Source organism: Thermanaeromonas sp. C210 (assembly GCF_013167955.1).
Lineage (GTDB): Bacteria > Bacillota > DSM-521 > Neomoorellales > Neomoorellaceae > UBA12545.
This window is the reverse complement of the sequence record NZ_BLWF01000001.1, coordinates 481,363-502,504: the sequence shown is the minus strand read 5'-3', so window position 1 is coordinate 502,504 and position 21,142 is coordinate 481,363. Positions and strand designations below refer to the sequence as shown.

General features: G+C 55.7%; 15 protein-coding genes and 2 pseudogenes. 6 read left to right on the top strand and 11 right to left on the bottom strand.

The window, feature by feature from the left end:
- The first annotated feature begins 191 nt into the window (after positions 1 to 191).
- Positions 192 to 2,162: a stalk domain-containing protein gene (locus tag TAMC210_RS02375; protein ID WP_173297194.1), complete on the top strand. Its 1,971-nt coding sequence runs from the start codon at positions 192 to 194 to the stop codon at positions 2,160 to 2,162.
- Between the two features lie 151 nt (positions 2,163 to 2,313).
- Here TAMC210_RS02375 and TAMC210_RS13845 read toward each other — a convergent pair.
- The 8 genes and pseudogenes from TAMC210_RS13845 to TAMC210_RS02335 form a co-directional block, all read right to left on the bottom strand.
- Positions 2,314 to 3,459, bottom strand: a pseudogene (locus tag TAMC210_RS13845) (MFS transporter).
- 292 nt (positions 3,460 to 3,751) lie between these two features.
- Complete coding sequence (gene fdhD / locus TAMC210_RS02365; RefSeq protein WP_173297193.1) at positions 3,752 to 4,534, bottom strand: formate dehydrogenase accessory sulfurtransferase FdhD; 783 nt, start codon at positions 4,532 to 4,534, stop codon at positions 3,752 to 3,754.
- 342 nt (positions 4,535 to 4,876) lie between these two features.
- Entirely contained in the window at positions 4,877 to 5,632 is a 756-nt protein-coding gene (locus tag TAMC210_RS02360) for a formate dehydrogenase accessory protein FdhE (protein ID WP_173297192.1), read from the bottom strand.
- A gap of 3 nt (positions 5,633 to 5,635) precedes the next feature.
- Positions 5,636 to 6,826 (bottom strand): NrfD/PsrC family molybdoenzyme membrane anchor subunit, encoded by a 1,191-nt coding sequence (gene nrfD / locus TAMC210_RS02355; protein ID WP_173297191.1) that lies wholly within the window; start codon positions 6,824 to 6,826, stop codon positions 5,636 to 5,638.
- Between the two features lies 1 nt (position 6,827).
- The gene (locus tag TAMC210_RS02350) at positions 6,828 to 7,652 is read right to left on the bottom strand and encodes a 4Fe-4S dicluster domain-containing protein (RefSeq protein ID WP_173297190.1); all 825 of its coding nucleotides are present in this window, start codon (positions 7,650 to 7,652) and stop codon (positions 6,828 to 6,830) included.
- 70 nt (positions 7,653 to 7,722) lie between these two features.
- Entirely contained in the window at positions 7,723 to 10,740 is a 3,018-nt protein-coding gene (gene fdnG / locus TAMC210_RS02345; protein WP_173297189.1) for a formate dehydrogenase-N subunit alpha, read from the bottom strand.
- Positions 10,741 to 11,152: 412 nt separating this feature from the next.
- Entirely contained in the window at positions 11,153 to 12,010 is an 858-nt protein-coding gene (locus TAMC210_RS02340; RefSeq protein ID WP_173297188.1) for a DegV family protein, read from the bottom strand.
- Positions 12,011 to 12,028: 18 nt separating this feature from the next.
- The gene (locus TAMC210_RS02335; protein ID WP_217267220.1) at positions 12,029 to 13,705 is read right to left on the bottom strand and encodes a DAK2 domain-containing protein; all 1,677 of its coding nucleotides are present in this window, start codon (positions 13,703 to 13,705) and stop codon (positions 12,029 to 12,031) included.
- A gap of 148 nt (positions 13,706 to 13,853) precedes the next feature.
- Here TAMC210_RS02335 and cooS point away from each other — a divergent pair, with 148 nt between their 5' ends.
- From cooS to TAMC210_RS02320, 3 genes are read left to right on the top strand one after another with little or no spacing between them, the layout of a single operon-like run.
- Entirely contained in the window at positions 13,854 to 15,752 is a 1,899-nt protein-coding gene (gene cooS / locus TAMC210_RS02330) for an anaerobic carbon-monoxide dehydrogenase catalytic subunit (protein WP_173297186.1), read from the top strand.
- Positions 15,753 to 15,766: 14 nt separating this feature from the next.
- The gene (locus tag TAMC210_RS02325; RefSeq protein WP_173297185.1) at positions 15,767 to 16,258 is read left to right on the top strand and encodes a 4Fe-4S dicluster domain-containing protein; all 492 of its coding nucleotides are present in this window, start codon (positions 15,767 to 15,769) and stop codon (positions 16,256 to 16,258) included.
- An 18-nt stretch (positions 16,259 to 16,276) separates the two neighbouring features.
- On the top strand, positions 16,277 to 17,539 hold the full coding sequence (locus tag TAMC210_RS02320) for an NAD(P)/FAD-dependent oxidoreductase (protein ID WP_173297184.1): 1,263 nt from the start codon (positions 16,277 to 16,279) through the stop codon (positions 17,537 to 17,539).
- A gap of 160 nt (positions 17,540 to 17,699) precedes the next feature.
- On the opposite strand, the gene TAMC210_RS02315 is transcribed toward TAMC210_RS02320, so the two are convergent.
- Positions 17,700 to 18,365 carry an SdpI family protein gene (locus tag TAMC210_RS02315; RefSeq protein ID WP_173297183.1) on the bottom strand — a complete coding sequence of 222 codons (666 nt, stop codon included), beginning with the start codon at positions 18,363 to 18,365 and terminating at the stop codon, positions 17,700 to 17,702.
- Entirely contained in the window at positions 18,358 to 18,627 is a 270-nt protein-coding gene (locus TAMC210_RS02310) for a metalloregulator ArsR/SmtB family transcription factor (RefSeq protein ID WP_254388469.1), read from the bottom strand. Before TAMC210_RS02310 ends, TAMC210_RS02315 begins: the two co-directional genes overlap by 8 nt.
- A 187-nt stretch (positions 18,628 to 18,814) precedes the next feature.
- On the opposite strand from TAMC210_RS02310, the pseudogene TAMC210_RS13840 reads away from it, so the two are divergent.
- Positions 18,815 to 19,150: pseudogene (locus TAMC210_RS13840) on the top strand (helix-turn-helix domain-containing protein); the annotation flags it as partial.
- Between the two features lie 162 nt (positions 19,151 to 19,312).
- On the opposite strand, the gene TAMC210_RS13435 reads toward TAMC210_RS13840, so the two are convergent.
- Positions 19,313 to 19,450: a hypothetical protein gene (locus TAMC210_RS13435; RefSeq protein ID WP_254388468.1), complete on the bottom strand. Its 138-nt coding sequence runs from the start codon at positions 19,448 to 19,450 to the stop codon at positions 19,313 to 19,315.
- Between the two features lie 897 nt (positions 19,451 to 20,347).
- On the opposite strand from TAMC210_RS13435, the gene TAMC210_RS02300 reads away from it, so the two are divergent.
- Positions 20,348 to 21,049, top strand: coding sequence for a hypothetical protein (locus TAMC210_RS02300; RefSeq protein WP_173297181.1), 702 nt, complete (start codon positions 20,348 to 20,350; stop codon positions 21,047 to 21,049).
- Positions 21,050 to 21,142: the final 93 nt, after the last annotated feature.

Below are 21,142 nucleotides of genomic sequence, written 5' to 3'. Positions count from 1 at the left end.
CGAAGGTTCTCTGTCTGCTACCGGGGTCTACCGGGTACCCCTTCAACGGGGCCAGCCGGAGCGTCTTTTTGCGGTCCCGGGGCTGGTGAGCTATGCGGTGTTTCTCTAGAGGGATAAGTTAATAATTTATAAAAGGATTTAGAGGTACTTCCGGAGAATACTTCCTTAAGAAATTAACGGGAGTGGGTGCGGTGGTTAAGAAGGGGTTAGCAGCCTTGGGGTCGGCTTTAATATTCTTAGCCGTGGCAGCGGCGGCGCCGGCGGCACCTTTCTCCATCGAGAAACCGGGGGAGGCCGTCTTAGAAGGGGAGGTTCGGGTTTTCTTGGGCGACCGGGAGCTTAGCTGGGAGATATCCCCATCTTTTTCCCGGGACGGCCATTTCCTTGTTCCCGTCCGGGATCTCGGTCGGGCCTTGGGGGCGGAGGTGAGCTGGGACGAGAAGACGCAAAGGGTACTGGTCACTTCTTCGCAGGCTACCGTTGGTTTCCAGATAGGGAGCAGCGAGGCTATAGTGGATGGAGAGAAGGTTACTTTGCCTTCGCCCGCCATATTGAAGAACGGCCGGGCCATGGTGCCCCTGCGCTTCTTAACCCAGGTCCTGGGGCTGGCGGTGAACTGGGATGACAGGACCCAGACCGCAACTCTGGTCGCCCCGCCGGAAAGGGTGTACCGGGAAGCTTTCCCGGCCCGGGTGGCCTTCACGGCCAACAACAACCTCTGGCTTCTGGACGGCAGCCAGGCCGGTGCCCAACCGGTCCAGGTGACGAAGGGGGGCTCCGTCCAGATCCTGGGCTGGTCTCCTGACGGCCTGTGGTTGGCCTACCTGCAGCGGGAGACGCCAGAGCCCGGGGAGAGCAAGCCTTATCTTTGGGTAGTGAAGTACGACGGCAGCAGCGCTGTTCAAGTAGACCCGCGGCCGGTCATAGGGGAGCCCCAGTGGTCTCCTAGGGACAATATCTTGGCCTACAGCACCCAGGATCCCGGCCTTGATTACATTCCCGATTGCAACCTTAAGCTGGCGACCGTAGCCGAGGAAGGCGTACAGGTAAAGCCTCTCCTTGACCAGGGCCTCCCGATAGAAGATTGGGCCTGGGCACCTGACGGTCAGAGCTTAGCCATTTCCTTTAGGCGCACGGCAGAAGAGCCCTGGAGGATCGACCGCCTGAACCTTAGGGGAGAGCGTACCAACCTGATAAAGGGAATGGGAACCGGCAACCCGATAGGCGAGGTTTACTTCAGCCACCCCGTGGGCCTCAAGTGGTCCCCCAACGGCCGCTACCTGGCCTATTATCTCCGCTATAATGCCGCCTCCCTCTCCGCCGACGGTGTGCCCCTGGAGGTTCTGGACGTCGAGAATCCGCAGAAGCCTCTGAACCTGGGCATCGGCCTGCCCTACCGCCGGTGGTCGGCCTGGTCCCCGGACGGCAACAAATTGGCCTTTATCGAGGGAAGCGGCCGGCAGGCCACGTACAATAAGCGCCTGCTGGTAGTAACCCTGCCGGAGGGTGATATTACCTCCTACGGACAGCCCGGTACGGTGGACAGCCAGCCCACTTGGCTGCCCGGGCCTCAAGAAGACCTCCTTTTCTGCCGGGGCACCGCCGCTACCGTCGGGGATAAGGGATATCCAGAAGCTGGGATGAGCTACCGACGCATTTGGCGGGCAACGGGGGACGGAAAGGCAGCCCCCCTGACCGACGGTCTGCCCGACGAAGCCGATTGGTATCCCTCTTCATCTCTAGACGGCCTGGAGCTCTATTTCCTGCGGCTTAAAGGCTCCACCGCCGGTTCCCTCTACCGACAACCTTTAACCGGCGGGTGGCCGGAAGAACTGGTTCGCAACATAACCGGCTCCTCCGGCTACTACGGCAGCTACTACCCGCCTAACGTAAGCATTTATCCCTTGCCTCCGACGGGGGAGGCCGAAGGGCGGTCCTTTGCCGGCCGGCTGGTGGAAAGCTTGGTAGAAGGCCGCCACCTGGAGCTAGAGACGGAGGACTACGGCATCCTCGTAGTCATCCCGGCCAGCCCCGAGGTGGCCGCCGCGTTAGAGGGGTATGTGGGACAGGAGGTGGTCATCGAAGGGACCCTTGAGCATAAACCCAACATCTACATGCGAGGGCCGCTCTTACGGGTTCTAGCGGTTAAACCACGCCCGTAAAACAGCTAAAGAGGCCTTTAATGGGTGTACTTTTTTCCGGGCTGTAAGGATGGCAAAATTTTCTACGGCAAAACAGTATATCAATACGCCAAAGATATGAGCCCTAGGGTGACCGGAAAGGGAGGTGTGGGGTCATAGAAGATAGGCACGGTTATCGTTGGAGTAATGTTACAACCGCACTTAATCCCATTATAATTATCATTACTATTCCCGCAACAAGGAACCAAAGAGGAACGCCGTAACGCTCGGCCACTGGCCCCGCAATCAATAGACCAATTGGCATAGTGATCGACATCAGACTGCCCATGAACGAGAATGCACGGCCCTGCGCCTCTCTGGGTATGTTTTCCTGCAAATAGGCAACATAGGGTATGTTATACAGGTTGACACTTGCCCCCATTGCCAGGCACAATGCCCCAAATATCCAGAATCCCGCCATGGTTTGCGGAAGTATTCCACAAAAAAACGATATCACGCCTAATACAATAAGCCCCATATGGACCACGCCAAGCTGGCATGCCAGGCGGTAGCTTTAAAATAATCGCTTGTCATTAGAGGATAAAATGAGGCTAACGGCATGAAAAAGACCATGCTGACAGCCATAAACAGTGTGACGATGCTAAGCTTTTTGTCGCTCAAATATACGGCAATTCCCTCCTTGATTTCACCAATAAAATCCCGGCGGGTTTGCTTTCCATGTTTAATTTCCGGTATTTTTACGACAGCGACGGAAATGCTCGCAACAACAGAACCAACCAGATCGGAAAGCAGAATAATGGGCAGGGGCAACGCCGCATACATGGCAGCACCGAGGATGGGGCCCACTATGAAGGCGCCCGACTGCAGGAATTGGCTCCAGCCGTTGGCACGGACAAGCTCTTCTTGGGGAACAAGCATGGGCACCACGGCTTGAATTGCCGGCATGTGAAAAACACTGCCAATAGCACGAACACCGAGCACTACACAGGCCGACCAGTAAGGAGGGGTCCAGATAAAGAATGATATTGCAAAAATAGTAGCAATCAAGCCGATAAACAGGTCTGTCAGCACAAATGATTACTGTCTTTCGGCTCAACCGGTCGATCCAAACACCTGCAAAAGGGCCAAGTAGAAACTGGGGTAAAAATGCAAACAGGCCTGCCAAGGACATCATCAATGGAGATGCTGTTTCGCTGGCCAACCACCATATAAGGGAGAATTGTACCGCACTGCTGCCGATAAGGGATATAGTTTGTCCACCGGCAATAGTTAGAAACCCTTTTTCCCAGCCCTTACTATTATCGTTTTTATTCTCCATAGTACTTCCTCGTATTCCTGTTATCAGACTTATACACCTAGCAATGGCTCATCGCAAACGCTGTATCTTATTATATAACATTAAATGGGTCTGTCATCATGGCGACTTAAAAAACATTATCAATATAAATTCGGTTTGCCAAAAGCCTATATGAACCGTTACGACGTCGAAACGTTTTCTGTTTCCCTATGGACCACCCCAAGATATACATATGTGGCCAAACTATCAAACCGGCCTGTCCTTTAAAAAAATACCGGGTATAACCCGGTATTTGTTGGAAGAGAAATTTGGTCTATACGATGCGCCTATTGTGGGTATATATCTTAAAATTACTTCCCCGCACAAACCCGACCAGGGTTATCTCGAAATTTTCAGCTAACCATATGGCGTAATCAGAGGGGACCGACCGTGACACGACCAGCGGTACCCCGAGCCGGGCCGCTTTTATCACTACCTCCGAAGACATGCGGCCGGTGGTCAGCAATAGTTTATCCTCAACGTCTAAACCATCCCTTAGGACACGACCGATTATTTTGTCCACCGCATTATGCCGTCCTATGTCCTCCCTAAAGATAAATATTTCCTCCGGCGTAGCCAGAGCGGCCGCATGTACGCCCCGCGTTTTTTGATAGAGAACAGAAGAGCGCTGCAGCATCTGGATGAGCCGGGTGACCCCCTGGTGGGAAACCCGCAATTGAGAGCTGATTTTTATCTCCCACGGGCACTTGCCCCTGGAGGGACCTGACCAGACGACGTTCTGTCCACAGCCGGTAGCGATCCAGGGGACCCAGCCCTCCGGCGCCACAGTCTCTCCCCGCACCTTTACTTCCGCCGTGCTGTCGTATATTTTAAGGTCCAGTATATCCCCTCCATCGGCGATCAGTCCTTCGCTGTATAAGAAGCCTACTACCAGGTCTTCTAAGTGGGAAGGGGTGCAAAGGAGATTTACCAGCAGCCGGCCGTTTACTTGCAATCTTAGAGGAAATTCTACAGTAACCGCTTCTTTTTTTCTGACGAGGTTCCCCTCTTGGGAAGCCGTTATCGCCCATTCCTTGTACGTTTGTTCTTGCAGCATAGGGGATTTCTCACTCCCAAGTTAGCAGCCCCACACAGACTCTGGCGTATCCCCACTCTCGAGGCTAGGCCCTGCCTTGGCTTTCGCTCGCTTCCGGAAACCCTCGCGGGCCAAACTACCCCTTCACTCAGTCTCAGAGCTTAAGGCGGATTTCCCGGCAAATTCGACATCCTGTCTCAGTTGCCGGCCTCGGCCGTCCTGGCCTCGGGTCCGCCTCCGCTTATCATATTCGTGAACTTTGGCAGCCGCTCGGGTTTAGTCGCTCGCTTTCAAGCCAAGACAGGCCTCTCCCGTAAAAAGTGGGGATAACTCAGACACAGACTATATTAGCTATGGCATGGTTCAGGTTCCATATCCCTGGTTCAGGGCCAAGGCGTCAAGAAATCGGGTGGATACATACACCCGGTGAGGATCCTCCACTTTGTCCCCGGCCTTGCGCTCATCTACCGCTTTAAGGTAGCCCTTACAGGCCTCGCACATATAGAGGCGGTAAGCACCGCCCCGGACCTCCAGGAAGCTTATCTTATGGGGATCGGTATTCCCACAGTAAGGGCAACCCAGGCGTTTATAGGGCCACTCAAAACCACAAAGGCTGCAAAAGAGATGGCGTTTCCCTGTATCTGTCAGACATGCCAGGTAGGGCTCACCGCCGCAGACCGGACAGTAACCGTACATCCAATGGTTCAAATCTAATGAAGAACCTATTGCCTGCGCGTAAAGACGGGCAAAGGGCCTCAAGGTTTCGGCTAAGATAGTGAAGAGCTCCTCCCCGGGCAATTGATGTTTTTGAGCCAGGCTGTACAGCTCATCGTAATTCTGCTGTAACAGAGCGGATACCACCGTCTCCCTTTCGCTAGATATAACCTCTAGCACCCGGTCGAGGTGCCCTTGGTCAGCAGTATTTTCCTTCAAGGCCTCGCCAACTTTATAGGCTACGTTTACCAATATATGGAGGTCTATTTCCGGCGTGTTGAGATGTATAATAGGGACACCCTTTTGCCACTGTTCTAGGTGCGCCGGAGTAAGGGCTGTATGTCTTAAGGCCTGCGGCGGCAGCGGATTGCATGCTAGTAGATTATAGAGCTTCTCCCCGATCATATTTCAACTCCCTTGGGTAGACACCAGGCTTTCAAGCCTTGCTTCCGGAGTAGGAACAGCCGTTTCTTCTGTACCCTTCTCCCGGGCCGTAAGGATGGCAAAATTTTCTACGACAAAACAGTATACCAATACGCCTAAAGAAATTAGGCCCAAGGTGACCAGCAGTTCCATCCAGGAGGGGAAATAACTTCCTCCATTAGCCCTCAGCATGCCGGTGATAGAAACATTTATCCTATTCAATACTACACCGGCCACCACCAGGGCGGAAGCCGCGACCAACCCGAAGGAGGTTTTCCTGATGGAAGGTGTAAAATACATGATGAGGGGTACCAGCACACCGCCCACCATTTCTACCATGAAAAGATGACTTTCCAGGGACCCTTCCAGGAGAGCTCCCCATTGTCCCCGGTAGCTGAGGTCAATACTCTTAAGGAGGAGATATCCTAACAGCAGCCACCGGCCTATCCGGCTTAAACTTTCCAACACGTCAAATTCAGGCTCCCGATTGTAGGCCCTGGCGCTCAAGTAGGACTCTATAGTCACCATAGCCGGGCCTACAAAAGCTGCCGAGAGCAGGAAGAAAATAGGAAGGGCCATGGACCACCACAGGGGGTGCAGTCGACCGGCGGTCACCACCCACAGGCCTCCCAGGGAAGATTGATGCAGGGTCGGTAACACTATACCCAGGATATACAAGAAGGGTAACAGTTTTTCCAAACGCGTTTTTAACGATGGAACGCGAATCCGCTCAAAGGCCACTTCGCCGAACTCCAAAAGTTGCACCAAGGTGTAAAGGGATACACACCAGAAGACTTCAAATAGTACGGAGTGATATCCCCAGAAGAAAAAGGGCCGCCAGGCATTGTACCACCGGCCCACATCCAGGAATAGGCCGGCCAGTACAAGCAAGTAACCGATCAGGGAAGTCAATAAAGCCGCCCGGGCTATAGGTTTATATTCACTACGGTGCAGAATGTGCACCAGAAAGGCGGTCGTGAAGCCACCACCGGCCAGGGCCACTCCGACGAACACGTCTATGGTTATCCATAGGCCCCAGGGCCAGTGATCGTTTAGATTGGTGGTAGCCCCCAATCCCTTGGCCAGGCGAAGGAGAATAATGGCTAAAGCCCCGGCCGCCAACGCCATCAGGGCTACCCGGTAAGGGGTTATCCTGAAGCTCCATCCCTTGGTCATTTTAGCTACCCTCCCCGTTGTCCTGCGGGCTATTCTGCCGCTTGAAGCTTTCTTCTACCTCCGACCGGCGTTTAGTATACCAGTAAAGCCCACCCAGGACGGCCGTCCAGGTGGCCGCGACAGGCAGGGTCCAGCGAACTATGCGGTCGGAGAAAGAAGGTATGGGTTCGGCCGGTATCTCTCCCTTCTCCACCGTTTTAAAGCCCAATTCATGGAAGGGGACATCGGAAAGGTACAACACCGAAGTACCGCCGGCCTCCTTCTCCCCGTATATGTGGGGCACATACTTGCCGGGGTTGGTATTAATTCGGTTACGAGCTTCCGCCAGAAGTTCGTCCCGGCGGCCGAATAGAGTTGCCCCTGTAGGGCAGGCAGAAGCGCAGGCCGGCTGCTGTCCATCGGCTATCCTCTCATAGCACATGCGGCATTTTCGTACCAGGGGAAAGGTCTCATCCCATTCGAACTTCGGTATCCCGAAGGGACAGGCCACCATGCAGTAACGGCAGCCCACGCAGAGATTTTCCTTATACAGCACCGGACCTTCCGGCGTTTTATAAAAGGCGTGCACAAAACAGGCCGCTTCGCAAGCCGCTTCGTTACAATGCATGCAGGCCTGGGGGACAAAGCGCCAAACTAATTTGTCCCCCTTCTGCACTAAATGGTGGCCGACGCGCTTCCACGTCCGGGCAGTCAGCTCGGGAGGATTACTCCAATCCGCGTTAAATGTGGTTTTTTCCGCCGGAAGATCATTCCACTGTTTACAGGCTATCTGGCATCCTTTACAGCCGATGCACAGGGTTAAATCGATTAACATTCCATAGCTCAAATCCTCATACACCCCCCGGTTTTAAGTTGCTCCCTGCAGGGCATGCCGGCCCTCGGGCCTCCAGAACCCCTTAAGCTTTACGCACGTTGCATAAGAAAGCCTTGTATTCGGGGATGGACGAATTGGGGTCTCCCACACAGGGCGTGAGGTCGTTAGCCGAACTCCCTGGGGCCAAACCGCTGTATCCCCAGTGCCACGGTAGACCTATAATTTCGTAGACCTTGCCTCCTATGGTCAGGGGCTGGATAATGGGGGTTACACACGCTTTGGCGGTAATCTCGCCCCTGGCGGTCGTCACCACCACGCGATCGCCGCTCCGTACTTGTAGTTTTTGGGCCAGGCTGGGTGAAATCTCTACAAACATTTCGGGCATTATTTCGCACAGGTAAGGACTGTTACGGGTAATGGCACCGCTTTGATAATGCTCTACCAGGCGGTGGGTGGTAGCGATATACGGGAATTCAGAACTGGAGACCGCGGCCACCCTCCCCAACTCCGATTGAAGCTTCAAGGCCAGTGGATTGGATTGCTGCCGGGAAACGAAATTGGGCACCGGGCTCTCTATGGGTTCATAATGCTCCGGCAGGGGGCCGTCTTTCATGGCCTGGGAAAAGAGCAGTGCCTGACCCTCCGGAAGCATGATGAAGGGGTTATGGGCCGACTCCTGGGGAGGCACTTCCTCCTTGGTATCCGGCCTGGACCATACAAAGTCTGGAACGTCGTTTCTAACCCATTTTTGGCCGTCCCAGGCTACCACCACCCTTTGGGGATCCCACGGGCGGCCGTTGGGACCGCAAGAGCATCGGTTGTAGACGATACGGCGGTTTAAAGGCCAGGCAAAGCTCCACTTGGTATACAGGCCCATGCCGCCCTTATCCACCTGACCCCGCCTCTTGGTTGCGGGAACCCGCAGGGCCGGATCGGATTCCCCGGTATCCACAAACCAATAGCCCGAGTAAATCCAGCATCCACATGCCGTAGAGCCGTCCTGGGCCAGCTGGGTAAAGTTGGCCACGGGGCTCCCGTCGGAGGTGGAATACCCGTTGATTTCGAGGGCGACTTTCTCTACGTCCGGCTCATCCTGACCGGGCTTATCGTAACTCCACTTCATGTGGAGAATGGGTTCGGGGAAAACGCCCCCTGCCTCATATGCCTGACGTAAAGCCTTAAAGAGCCGGTCGACAATCCAGAGGTCGCTCTTAGCGTCACCGGGGGGATGGATGGCCTGGTAACGCCACTGGATCCAGCGCCCGCTGTTGGTGACGCTTCCCTCCTTTTCATAGGAGGCCGCCGCGGGCAGGAGGAATACTTCTGTTTTAATGTCCTTTGGATTTACTCCCGGAGCCTTCCAGAAGGCCGCAGTCTCAGTTTCAAAAAGGTCCACCACCACCAACCAGTCCAGTTGTTCCAGCGCCTTCCGCTCTAACGCGGCATTGGGACCGCCCACCACGGGGTTTTGTCCCCAGGCAAAGAAACCCTTAATTTTGCCCTGGAGCATCTGCTCGAAGAACACCATGTGCGAGTGGTTCTGCCCGTCGAGTTTAGGCAGATAATCATAGGCGAAATCGTTTTCCGGGAGTGCTTTATCTCCGTACCATGCCTTAAGTAAACTGATAAAGAACTTGGGCCTGTTGGTCCAGTAACCGGATTTGGGAGTTTCCTTTTCTAGATAATCTTTAAGGGTGGGGTGTTTATCGGCGCTTGGAGCATTAAGGTAACCGGGAAGCTGGTTAAAGAGCATCGCCATATCCGTGGAACCCTGAACATTGGACTCGCCACGCTGTGCATTTATCCCCCCGCCGGCAATCCCGATGTTCCCCAATAGCAGCTGGAGTATGGCCAGCGCCCTCACATTTTGCGACCCACAGGTGAACTGGGTGATTCCCATGGCGTAAATAACATTTCCTGCTTTACCGGGTTGGCCGGTGGAGGCAAAGGTGCGGCATACCTCGCGGTAGACGTCCTCGGGAGCTCCGGTTATGCGGCAGACCGTCGCTATGTCATACCGCGCCATGTGGCGTTTCAAAATCTGGAAGACGCAATTGGGATCCCGGAGGGTCGGATCTTTCTTAATCTGATCCCCCTCCCGCTGGTACTGCCAGGTGCTGTTGGGCGAAAAAATACCCTCTTCCAGATTAAAGGCCGGATCCACCAAGTAGGATGCATTGGTATAATTTACTACATATTCATGATGATACAAATCATTTTGCAACACATAATTTATGATGCCGTTTATAAAGGCGATATTGGTTCCCGGCCGAATAGGGCAGTAAATATCGGCAGCCGCGGCCGTTTTGGTGTATCTGGGATCCACTACGATGAGTTTAGCGCCCCGGTTTTCTTTGGCATGGGCAATCCACTTCATGGCCATGGGGTGGTTTTCCGCCGGGTTGGCGCCGATTACCAGGAATACGTCGGAGTGGCGGTAATCGATCCAGTGGTTGGTCATTACACCCCTACCGAACGTGTTGGCCAGACCGGCCACGGTAGAGGAGTGTCAAAGCCGCGCATGGTGGTCCAAATTAATAACGCCGATGGACCGCAAGAACTTGTGAATCAGGTAATTCTCTTCGTTATCCAAAGAAGCGCTACCCACATGGGCGATGGCCTGGGTACGGTTAACAGTTGCTCCGTTGGCGTCCTTTAGCTCAAAGGTTTCGTCGCGAGTGGCCTTAATGCGCAGGGCGATCTCCCGCAGCGCCCAATTCCAATCCTTTTCCTCCCAGTGATCGCTACCCGGCGCCCGGTACAAAACCTTGGTAAGGCGTCTGGGATTAGGTACCCGGTTGTTTTTCCCGGCCACTACGAAACTGATGTCGGAGACGGACATTCCCTTGGGGCAGAGGGCACCTTGATTTATGGGGTGGTCGGGATCGCCTTCTACGTGTACGATCTTCCCGTCCCTTTCCGTGACGATTATACCGCAGCCCACGCCGCAGTACGGGCAGATGGTGGGGACTTCACGGCCCTTCTTAAAGGAAACATCCTCGGCCGCCAGGGCCTCCCTTCCCGCCCCTCCTTCCCACAAAGCGAGGCCTGCAGTGCCAAGACCCAGGCCCTTCAAAAACCCCCTTCTGGTGAGCCTCATTCCTTCATCTCTACCCCCTTCGGTCGTTACGTGTCCCACATATTGTAACCCTATCCATGATATTGGATTTCACCGCCTAAAATCCTGCTTTGTAAAAAACTTATTTTGCATCATGGGAAATCCCGGAGATTTGCGCCGCGCGGAGCGCCTATCCCATGATCTGTTCCGGCTGTAGTACTAGTGAGTTCAAGTTTTCGGATGGACCTCAGGGGTATGGGATGCGATGTTGCAAGGCCGGTATTGATCCTTCGGGAAAATAACGGCAAGTACAGGATGGAGGTCAGGCCGGGGGTCGGCGGCCGGATAGCTTTAAGCTTCGGCGGAAGGAAGGAAAAAACCCCACCTGCTAACCGGAATTGATGGGGGCAAGGGAAATAAACGTCGCGGAGGAGAAAAGGTGAGGAGGGCCGGGTTAGAGCCGCGGTGCGGGACAGCCTATAATTCCCAATAATCCCGGGCCGGCATGGGTGCCCACCACCGAGCCGATTTCTCCGGTGAGCATACAGCTACAAGTAACCTTATTATTTTGCATTTTTTCCCGAAGTTGCTCCAACCCTTCGGGGTCGTCGCCGTGGACGATGGCGCACCACAGGTTGTCGATGGAATTAAATTTTTCGGCCACGATCTCTACCAACCGGTCCATGGCCCTGGCCTTTCCCCGGACTTTCTCGTACGGATAGATAATGCCTTCCTTGAGCATGAGGACAGGCTTGATGTTGAGGAGGCTGCCCAAAAAAGCCTGGGCCTTGCCGATGCGACCTCCGCGCTGGAGGTACTCCAGGGTATCCACCAAGAAGTAGGCCTGCAGGTGCTCGGTGACCCACCCGGCGGCCGCCAGGACCTCTTCCTTAGAGCGGTTGGCTGCCGCCGCCCTGGCTGCCGCCAGCACCGCTAGGCCCAAGGCCGTACTCACCAACCGGGTGTCGACTATTTCCAGGTCGTCGTAATTTAGCATGGTCTTGGCCAGGCGCGCGGATTGGAGGGTGCCGCTGAGGCTGCCTGAAATATGAAGGGAAACAATGCTGGCCCCCTCCTCCACCAGGGGCCGGTAAGCCTCCATAAATTCCTGGGGCGACGGCTGGGAAGTGGTGGGCAAGTCGGAGGCATTCCGCAGCTTGGCGTAGAATTCTTTAGAGCTAAGGTCCACCCCATCCCGGTAGACTTTATCCCCGAACATAACCTTCAGGGGCACCATCAAGATGCCGTACTGTTCCAGCAGTTCCGGGGGAAGATCGCAAGTGCTGTCCGTAACAATTCTAATTTTAGCCATGCCGAAAACCCAACCCCTTTACTCTACCGAAAGGATAAACTGGTACAGCGGCTGGCCGCCGTAATAAAGCTCGAAATCCACCGCGGGGAAGCGCTCCTTTAAAGGCTCAAGTAGGGCCTCGGCCTCCTGGGTGGACAGGCCGCCGCCGAAGTACAGGGTCACCAGGCTCGTGTCTTCTTTCACCATATGCTCGAGCAGCCCTTCCAACACGGGGGCCAAATCAGGGCCTGAGATAACTACCCGGCCCTCGGCCAGCCCCATATAATCTCCCTCGCGTACCGCCTGGCCGTTCACCCGGGAATTCCTGGCCGCCCGGGCTATCTCTCCCGTCCGGACTTTTTGCATAGCCTCAGCCATCTTGACCGCGTTTTCCTCCAGGCCACCATAAGGGTTAAAGGCCATAAGGGCCGCCACTCCTTGGGGCACCGTTACCGTGGGTACCACTCGTGCGGGTCGATTGGCCAGCCGTACGGCCTGCTCGGCAGCCAGAAGGATATTGCTGTTATTGGGCAGAATGATAACCTTCTCCGCCCGCAACTCGTTTACGGCCGCAGCCAAATCCTGGGCGCTGGGGTTCATGGTAGGCCCGCCGTCCACTACCCGGCCGGCTCCCAGACTTTCTAGTATGGCATTGAGCCCCTCTCCCGGGCCTACGGCTACAATCCCAATGGGCCGTATTTCCTCCGACGGCGCAAGCCTCCACTCGGCGTACTGCTCTTCCATATTGTTTATCTGCACCGAATGCAGAGCCCCGTACCTGAGACCGCACTCCAGCACCAAGCCGGGATGGTTGGAATGGATGTGAACTTTGGCCGTTTTCTGGTTTCCCACCACCAGCAGGCAGTCACCATAAGGGGCAAGTTCGGCCTTTAAGGTTTCCAAAGGGATGCTGGAACCCGCCAGCACAAATTCGGTGCAGTAGGTAAATTCTATCTCCGGGGTCAGAACGCCCTTTAAGGGCGCAAACCGCTTCTGCTGGGATACGGCCAGATCAAAGAGCTGGATATCCTTCTTAACCGCCAGATCCTTTAAGGCCTGGATAACTCCCTCCAAGATGACCACCAGCCCCTTGCCCCCGGCATCCACCACCCCTGCCTCCTGCAGAACCGGCAGCAGTTCAGGCGTGCGTGCCAGGGCCTGCTGGGCCTGGCGGCAGGAATAAACTACTATCCGCGGTAGATCCCCCGTCTTGGCCGCCGCCTCCGACACGGCCTCGCTGATGGCCCGACAAACGGTGAGGATGGTTCCCTCTACGGGTTCCGACACCGCGGAATAGGCGTAACGAGTACCGGCAGCAAAGGCCTGGGCCAACTCGCGGGCGCCCGCCCGCTCCTTACCCGCCAAGGCGTCGGCGAAGCCCCGCATTATCTGGGACAGAATTACACCCGAATTGCCCCTGGCCCCTAAAAGGCATCCGCGGGCCACAGCATCCGCAATATCTCCTAAGGCAGAGCTATCTAAACTCTGTATTTCTTTTACTCCGCTCCAAAGAGTCAAGTACATGTTGGTACCCGTATCGCCATCGGGGACGGGAAATACGTTCAAAGCGTCTATTTCGACCCGGGCGCTGGCCAACCGGTTGGCAGCCCCCATGAGCATGGCCTTTAGGTCATGGCCGTTAAAGATGTAATAAGGCAAAGATAATCCTCCGTTCTCCTGCAAATACCAAGGCAAAGGAGTAACTTCGACATCCACAGGATTTTTCCTGCCTCCGGGGCCTTTTCTGGCGGGTCTCGCCATCTGTGATGAGCATCACAGGCCAGAGGAGAAACGGATCACAGCCATGCTCCCTTGCAATTGTTATAAAGGAATTAAATCCAAGTATTCCGAGGAGGTTAGATTAATGGACGCTTGCACCACCTGCCTTTCGTCATCCGTCTGTTATTCCGCCCATAAAAGCACTAATGAGATGTACGAGCGGACTAAGCGCATGGGCATACCCACCATTTTCGACCGCTGGGAAACTCAACAGCCCCAGTGCGGTTTCGGTATGCAGGGGATTTGCTGCCAGCTATGCAGCCACGGGCCCTGCCGGATCACTTCGCGGGCCGAGCGGGCCATTTGCGGCGCCACGGCCGATACTATCGTGGCCCGCAACCTGCTGCGTCTGGCCGTACACGGGGCCGCCGCTTACAGCCATCACCTGGAGGAGCTCGCCAAAACCCTGAAGGCTACGGCCCAGGGGAAGACTCCTTTCACCATCGGCGACGAGCAGAAGTTGCGGGAGGTGGCTTCGGCCCTGGGTCTGGATGCCAAGAAACCGGCCAAGGAGCTGGCCATAGCCCTGGCCAACGCCGTACTGGCAGAGTTGCGCAAGGGCAGCGAGGAGCCCCTGGCCCTCCTCGAGGCTTTCGCGCCCGCTTCCCGCAAGGAGGCGTGGAGCAAGCTGGGGGTAATACCCGGCGGAGTCCTGTCGGAAATACGGGATGCCCTTACCAAGTCCATGACCAGCATAGATACCGATCCGGTGGACCTCTTGTTGACCGCCGTGCGGTTGGCCCTGGCCACCGGGTATATGGGGCTGGTGGGAACCATTACCGTCCAGGATATTCTCTTGGGCACCCCGGCCCTCACCCAGAGCGAGGCGGATCTGGGGGTTATCGACCCGGACACGGTAAACATCGTAGCCCATGGCCACGTCCCCTTGATGGCCACCGCCGTGCTCCAGGCCATCAGGGATCCGGAACTGCAAAAGCTGGCCCGCGAGGCAGGCGCCAAGGGCATTAAGGTTTATGGTTCCATGTGCACCGGTCAGGAGCTCATGCAGCGCTCGGCCGCCAGTGCCCAGGGATTTGCGGGACAGCTGAGCAACTGGCTGGCCCAGGAGTACTATGTGGCCACCGGAGCAGTAGATCTGGTCATGATGGATATGAACTGCTCCACGCCGGGCCTCAAAACTACCGCCGACCACTTCCACACCAAGCTGGTAAGCGTAGACCGGATCGTGCGCATGGAGGGCGTGGAAGACCATGTGGACTACGACCCGGAAAAGGTCGCCCAGCAGGCGCGCCAGCTGGTTAAAATGGCCATCGAGGCATATAAACAGCGGGGCCGCGATGTCTATATTCCGCCCTACAAGGCCAAGGTGGTGGCCGGTTTCGGCGTAGAGACCATCTTGAAGGCCCTGGGCGGCAAACTGGATCCTCTCCTCGACGCGGTGAAGCAGGGCGCCGTCCGGGGTATTGCGGCCGTCGTGGGGTGCACTAACAACCGCAACGGCCACGATTTCAAGGCTCTAACCATCATGCGGGAATTCCTCCGGAACAACGTACTGGTCATTTCGGCCGGATGCACGAGTAGCGCCGCGGAGATTGAGGGCCTGATGGATCCGGCGGCTGTGGACCTGTGCGGGGACTCCTTAAAGACCGTCTGCCGCACCTTAGGAATACCTCCGGTGTTGAACTTCGGATCCTGCGTGGACATCGGCCGCATCGGCGTAGCGGTAACGGCCATAGCCAATGCCCTGGGGGTCGATCCCAGCAGCCTGCCGGTAGTCGCTTCGGCTCCGGAATACCTCGAACAAAAGGCGGTGGCCGACGGCATTTTTGCGGTGTCCTTTGGGCTCCTCACCCATATCGGACCCGTACCGCCGGTAACCGGGAGTGAGCTGGTGACCAAGATTTTGACTCAGGATATCGAGCAACTCCTGGGCGGCCGGGTACTCGTGGAGGAAGATCCCGACAAAGCCGTGAAGGCCATGGTGGAGCACATCAATACCAAGAGAAAAGCCCTTGGTATATAGGAGGCGGCTATATTATGAAGCAACTCATGATCGACGTCCGACGCTGCAACGGCTGCCTCACCTGTACCCTGGCCTGTGCTGCGGCCCATTCTCTAAGCAAGACCATCGTGGGAGCTATGGCCGAAAAGGTTCCCTCCCGGATCCAAGTGCTGCCGGTGAAGGGTAAGGCCGTACCCCTCATGTGCCGCCATTGTGAAGAACCGGCCTGTGTGGACGCCTGTATGACCGGCGCCATGAGGAAGGATCCGGCAACGGGCATTGTAACCAATGAAGGCAACGAACAAACCTGCGTCGGTTGCTGGATGTGCATCATGGCCTGCCCCTACGGCGCCATCACCCAGCACCCGACGAAGAAGGTGGCCCTCAAGTGCGACCGCTGCCAGGGCCGCGAAATACCGGCCTGTGTAGAGGCGTGCCCCAACAATGCCATCCAGTTCGTTGAGGTAGATACCTTCGCCGGAGAGCGGGCCAAGAAGGCGGCAGCCGCCCTTTCTGCGGAAACCTAGAGAGAGGGGCGAAAAGGATTGCGCTACGTTATTATCGGTAACAGCGCGGCCGGAGTGCGGGCGGCGGAGACTCTGCGGGCCCTAGACCCGGCAGGGGAAATTACAATGATCGCCGAAGAAAACCTGCCGGCTTACTCCCGCTGTCTCCTGCCGAACTTCCTGGCCGGATACCGTGATAGGGAAAGCCTGCGCATCCGGCCCCGCAATTTCTACGAGGAGAATAACATCCGAACCCTCTTCGGTCGAAGGGCCCTGGCGGTGGACACGAAGGCCAGGGAAGTAAAGCTGGGGGACGGAACCGTCGTCCCTTACGACAAACTCCTAATCGCCACCGGCGCCTCCAGCTCCATGCCTCCGGTGCCGGGCATCGGGGGACAGAACGTCTTCGGCCTGCGCCACCTGGCGGACGCCGAGGGAATTCTAAAGGCGTGCGCCGGCGCCCGCAGGGTGGTGGTAATAGGCGGGGGGTTCGTCGGCCTCGAGGCAGCCTACGCCCTCTACGGGCAAGGATTAGAGGTTACCGTGGTCGAAAAAATGCCCCATATCCTACCCCAGCAAATGGATGCCCGGGCCGCCGGGATTATTATGCGGGACATGCAGGCCGAAGGCATCCGGTTCATCCTGGGCCGGGGCATTGCCGAAATCGTCAATCCCGGATTGTGGAGCCGCCTCTTCGGCCGGCCGGGCAAGGGGGTCATCCTGGAAGACGGAGAGCGGCTTAAAGCTGATGTGGTAATCGTCGCCACCGGTACCCGACCCAACGTGGACCTCCTTCGCGGCAGCGGGATAGCGGTGAACCGGGGTATTCCGGTGAACGAGTATATGGAAACCAATATTCCCGACGTCTACGCTGCAGGGGACGTGGTCGAAACCCAAGATTCCATCACCGGCCGAAGGGGGCTGACGCCTATCTGGCCCAATGCCTGCGCCCAGGGCCGCATTGCGGCCTATAACATGGCCGGGCAGAAAAGGGTTTATGGCGGCATGATAGGTATGCAAAACGCCGTCGAGTTCCGGGAGGTCCCGGCCATCGCTATGGGGTTGACCCAGCCCGAAGGGGAAGAATACGAGGTACTGACGGATTACCGGCCGGAGCGGAACCTCTATAAGAAGCTGGTGCTGAAGGGTGACGTGCTGGTGGGCCTAATCCTGGTGGGGGACATCCGCCAGGCAGGGGTCTACGGCGCACTCATGAAGAAAAAGGCCGATGTCCGGCCCTTCCGCCACCTGCTCATGAGGGACGATTTCAGCTACGGCCACCTTTTACGCCAAGCTGGATAAGGAAAAGAAGTGGGGATGGCTTTTTAGCCATCCCATTTTATCTTGGCGTGCGTCCGAAGACCGCGATAATCGGCCGCCGAATAGCGCGTATCCTCCGCCACCCATTATTCCTTCCGGCCCATGGTTATGGCGACCCCTGCCAAGAGCGGCAGCTCCACCCTCAGCCCTTTTGCCGGTAAATAAGCAGGGAATATCCGGCGCTTAAAACTGCGGCCAGCATAACGGCTGATATAACTACGATAAAGGCCACCGTGCCCCGGGCGACGAAGGCGACTCCGAGGGAGATCACCCCCGCCAGGACAAAGGCGATACCTCCAAAACGATGGCTCCTGCGCCATACTTCTTCATCGGCCAGGGTCCAGGGGGTGCGTATGCCGACAAAGTAATTATGCCTTATCCGGGGCAAATAATTGCCGATTAGAATGAAGAGGAAGCCCATGAGGGCGGGCATAACCCGGTCCATGGGCACGTAATAACCCATGGAAGCCGTGAGGATCAGACCGTAAAGGACGGCCATAAAAATTACGAAGCCCAAACGGATAACCCGGTACGCTCCCATAAATTTGGAGTAATTTTCCCGACGGGGATCCACCAGAGGCAAGACCAGCATCAAAACGTACAGCCCTACCGTCATAAGGGGAAACATGAAGGCGCCGAAGGCCCGCGAGCCGTAGTTATCCACTTCGCCGACCGCGTTCCAGTGAACGGGCACCCTTTCGGGGAGATAGGGGTAAATCACCAGGGCGCCTACCAGCATCATTAATAAAACGAGGATGGCCGGCCATTCCTGGGCCAGGAGCCTTCTGTCCAACCGGTAATTATCCATCAAAGGGAACCTCCCTTCCACTCTGTTTTGGGGCTCTGTTGCCGCCTTCCTGGTCCCTGCCGGTCAGCTCCAGCAGCCAGGCCAGAAGATGCTGAAAAACGGTGGCGTTCAAGGAATACACCATGTATTGGCCCCGGCGTTCGCTTAAGACCAGCCCCGCGTCCTTGAGCACGCCGAGGTGGTGGGATATGGTGGCCTTGGTAAGCCTAAAATGATCCGCAATTTCCCCCGCCGTCATGTCCTTTTGCCCCAAGAGGCGCATTATTTCCCTCCGTGTAGGATCCCCCAAAGCGCGGAAAATATCGTTTAAGCCCATGGAATTCACCTTATTTAGATAGCTATCTAATTATTAGTCTAACCTATCCCCCCTTCCCCGTCAAGCCCCGACAGTGTGGATGTGATCCGTCTGTGATATTGTCAGGGTGAAATCCATCAGTGAAAATGTCAGTATGAGCAGGGAGAGGATTACTTTGTCACAGACGGAACTAAATCGCATCCAAGTCTTAGAACAAACTCTGAGAGGGTTAATTACCACTAGTTATGCGGCCTTACTTCTAGGCCTAAGTGAACGGCACGTCTATAGGCTCAAGGCCAGGTTGCGAGAGCACGGGCCCGCTTCCTTGGCCCACGGAAACCGCGGACGTAAGCCAGCCCACACTATCCCAGAAGGTACCCGCCAGCAGGTGGTCCATCTCGCTCAAACTAAGTATAGGGGGTGCAATTACACTTTCCTTAGTGAGTTGCTTTATGAGCATGAAGGTATCTCTTTAAGCCCTTCTTCTGTCGCTCGTATCCTTAAAGCCGCCGGTATCTTAAGCCCTAAAAAGCACCGGCCTCCTAAACTCCACCGCAGCCGTCAACGTAAACCTCAAATGGGCCTCCTGGTCCAAATAGACGGTAGCCACCACGACTGGCTGGAAGGACGCGGCCCAAAGCTCGTATTGCTTTTAGCTATAGATGATGCTACCGGCCAGATCCTTTCTGCCCTCTTCCGGCCTTCTGAAGATTTCGAGGGCTACCGCCGTCTCCTCTATGACCTGGTAATTAACTAGGGTATCCCACTGGCCATCTACTCCGACCGCCATACCCTCTTCTTCTCACCTAAGACCGAAGAGAGTACCGCTAGTATCGAGCAACAGCTCCTCGGCCAACAACGCTCTTTAACCCAAATCGGCCGTATCTTAAACGAACTGGGGTTCCAGCACATCCCCGCCCATTCCCCTCAGGCTAAAGGCCGCATCGAACGCTCCTTCCAAACCCTCCAGGAAAGGCTCGTCATTGAACTCCGCCTGGCTGGCGCTTCTACCCTGGAAGAGGCTAATGCCGTCCTTAAAAACTTTATCGAGCGCTATAACAAAAAGTTTGCTGTACCACCTGCTAACCCGGTTTCAGCTTTCCGCCCCATCCCTCCCCACTTGCGCCTGGAACATATCTTCTGCTGGAAGGAATACCGGATATTGAACCCCGGCTATACCATCCGCTTCGAGTGCAAGACTTATAAGGTGTTAACTCCTAAAGGTGCGCCTATTATCCCTGTACGTTCTCTGGTAGAGGTCCATAAACTGCCTGATGGTCGCTTGTATGTGGGATGGAAGGGAAATATATACTCGTTAGAGCCCTTGGAGTTCACAACTTCCTCTAAAACACGGAGTAATACTGAGCCTGCCCTTACTCCCCAAATCGGTGAAAAGGCAGGCTCTACTTTGGTCCGTAGGCCCGCTAAAGACCATCCATGGCGTAAGCCATGGAAACCCCGCAGGCCTAATTATACCACTTCTACTCTGACAGAATCACAGACGAATTTTACCTGACATTTTCATTGACGCTTGACAGCCCCGACAGTGTGGAGTCATTCACCAGGGGCGGCCGGTTTCGGGAAGTTTCTCGCCGCTCCTAGGGCCGGGTTTGTCTACGAAATTTGTAACTAGGGCACCTCCTTCTTCATATATAGTATTAGCACTTTCTCCCAAGGAGGTATCATTATGGAAGAGGCCACTCTGAAGTGGATTATAGACGGCATGATGGATGATAAAATGTACTATAACCCGCGCAGGATTTTGGATAAGCTGGTGCGGACGGAGGAGGCAGAGATACCCCTATACCATGAGCTGGCTAAAGGAGCTCCTAGTGAGTGCTTGCGCAAGACTATAGAACATCTGGCACGCCGGGAGAAGGAAGGCGTAGAACAACTAAGAATGCTCTACCACCATTTCCCCTCTTACCATGGAACGGCGGAAAACATCCAAGAAGCTACGGAAGCCATCTCAACCTACGGAGATTGGTCGGAGGGAGTCAAAAAAGCGCGGGATATAGAAGTACGCCAGTGTTACTGGCTCTGTCACCTGGCCATGTATGCTCCCGATCCCCATGTCCACATGATGATCTTAGACTTGGCCAAAGAAGAAATACAGCAGGCCATGTTCTGGAACAATATCTATTGTGCCTGCACTAGAATGTCCCCTTACCCTGATCCGTGGCAGCCGCATCCCGGGTATCCCGACAAGTATCCGCGTCCCGGGTGTCCGGACGGTTACCCCGGGCCCGATTGTTCAGATCCCGGCTACCCTGGACCCGGCTATCATCCCGGGTACCCCGACCCCTACGGTAGCGGACCCGGTGTATATTCGACGAAGGATGAGGATAAGGAGAAGAAAAAGAAAGGAGAAAAGCCGTCCAAGGGTTAGAATAATAGGTCTTTTCCGGGTTCTCAAGGAGGGGGCACCAGGCTCCCTCCTCATTATTTTACTTGGTTACTTTCCAAGGTATTTTTATATTCC

Excerpts from the sequence above, each read along its gene's own strand:
- fdhD (WP_173297193.1), bottom strand. The coding sequence starts at position 4,534 with ATGCTGCAAGAACAAACGTACAAGGAATGGGCGATAACGGCTTCCCAA.
- TAMC210_RS02340 (WP_173297188.1), bottom strand. The coding sequence starts at position 12,010 with ATGGCTAAAATTAGAATTGTTACGGACAGCACTTGCGATCTTCCCCCG.
- TAMC210_RS13435 (WP_254388468.1), bottom strand. The coding sequence starts at position 19,450 with ATGGCGGTCGGAGTAGATGGCCAGTGGGATACCCTAGTTAATTACCAG.
- TAMC210_RS02360 (WP_173297192.1), bottom strand. The coding sequence starts at position 5,632 with ATGATCGGGGAGAAGCTCTATAATCTACTAGCATGCAATCCGCTGCCG.
- TAMC210_RS02300 (WP_173297181.1), top strand. The coding sequence starts at position 20,348 with ATGGAAGAGGCCACTCTGAAGTGGATTATAGACGGCATGATGGATGAT.
- TAMC210_RS02310 (WP_254388469.1), bottom strand. The coding sequence starts at position 18,627 with ATGCGCCTCTTGGGGCAAAAGGACATGACGGCGGGGGAAATTGCGGAT.
- TAMC210_RS02315 (WP_173297183.1), bottom strand. The coding sequence starts at position 18,365 with ATGGATAATTACCGGTTGGACAGAAGGCTCCTGGCCCAGGAATGGCCG.
- cooS (WP_173297186.1), top strand. The coding sequence starts at position 13,854 with ATGGACGCTTGCACCACCTGCCTTTCGTCATCCGTCTGTTATTCCGCC.
- nrfD (WP_173297191.1), bottom strand. The coding sequence starts at position 6,826 with ATGACCAAGGGATGGAGCTTCAGGATAACCCCTTACCGGGTAGCCCTG.
- TAMC210_RS02325 (WP_173297185.1), top strand. The coding sequence starts at position 15,767 with ATGAAGCAACTCATGATCGACGTCCGACGCTGCAACGGCTGCCTCACC.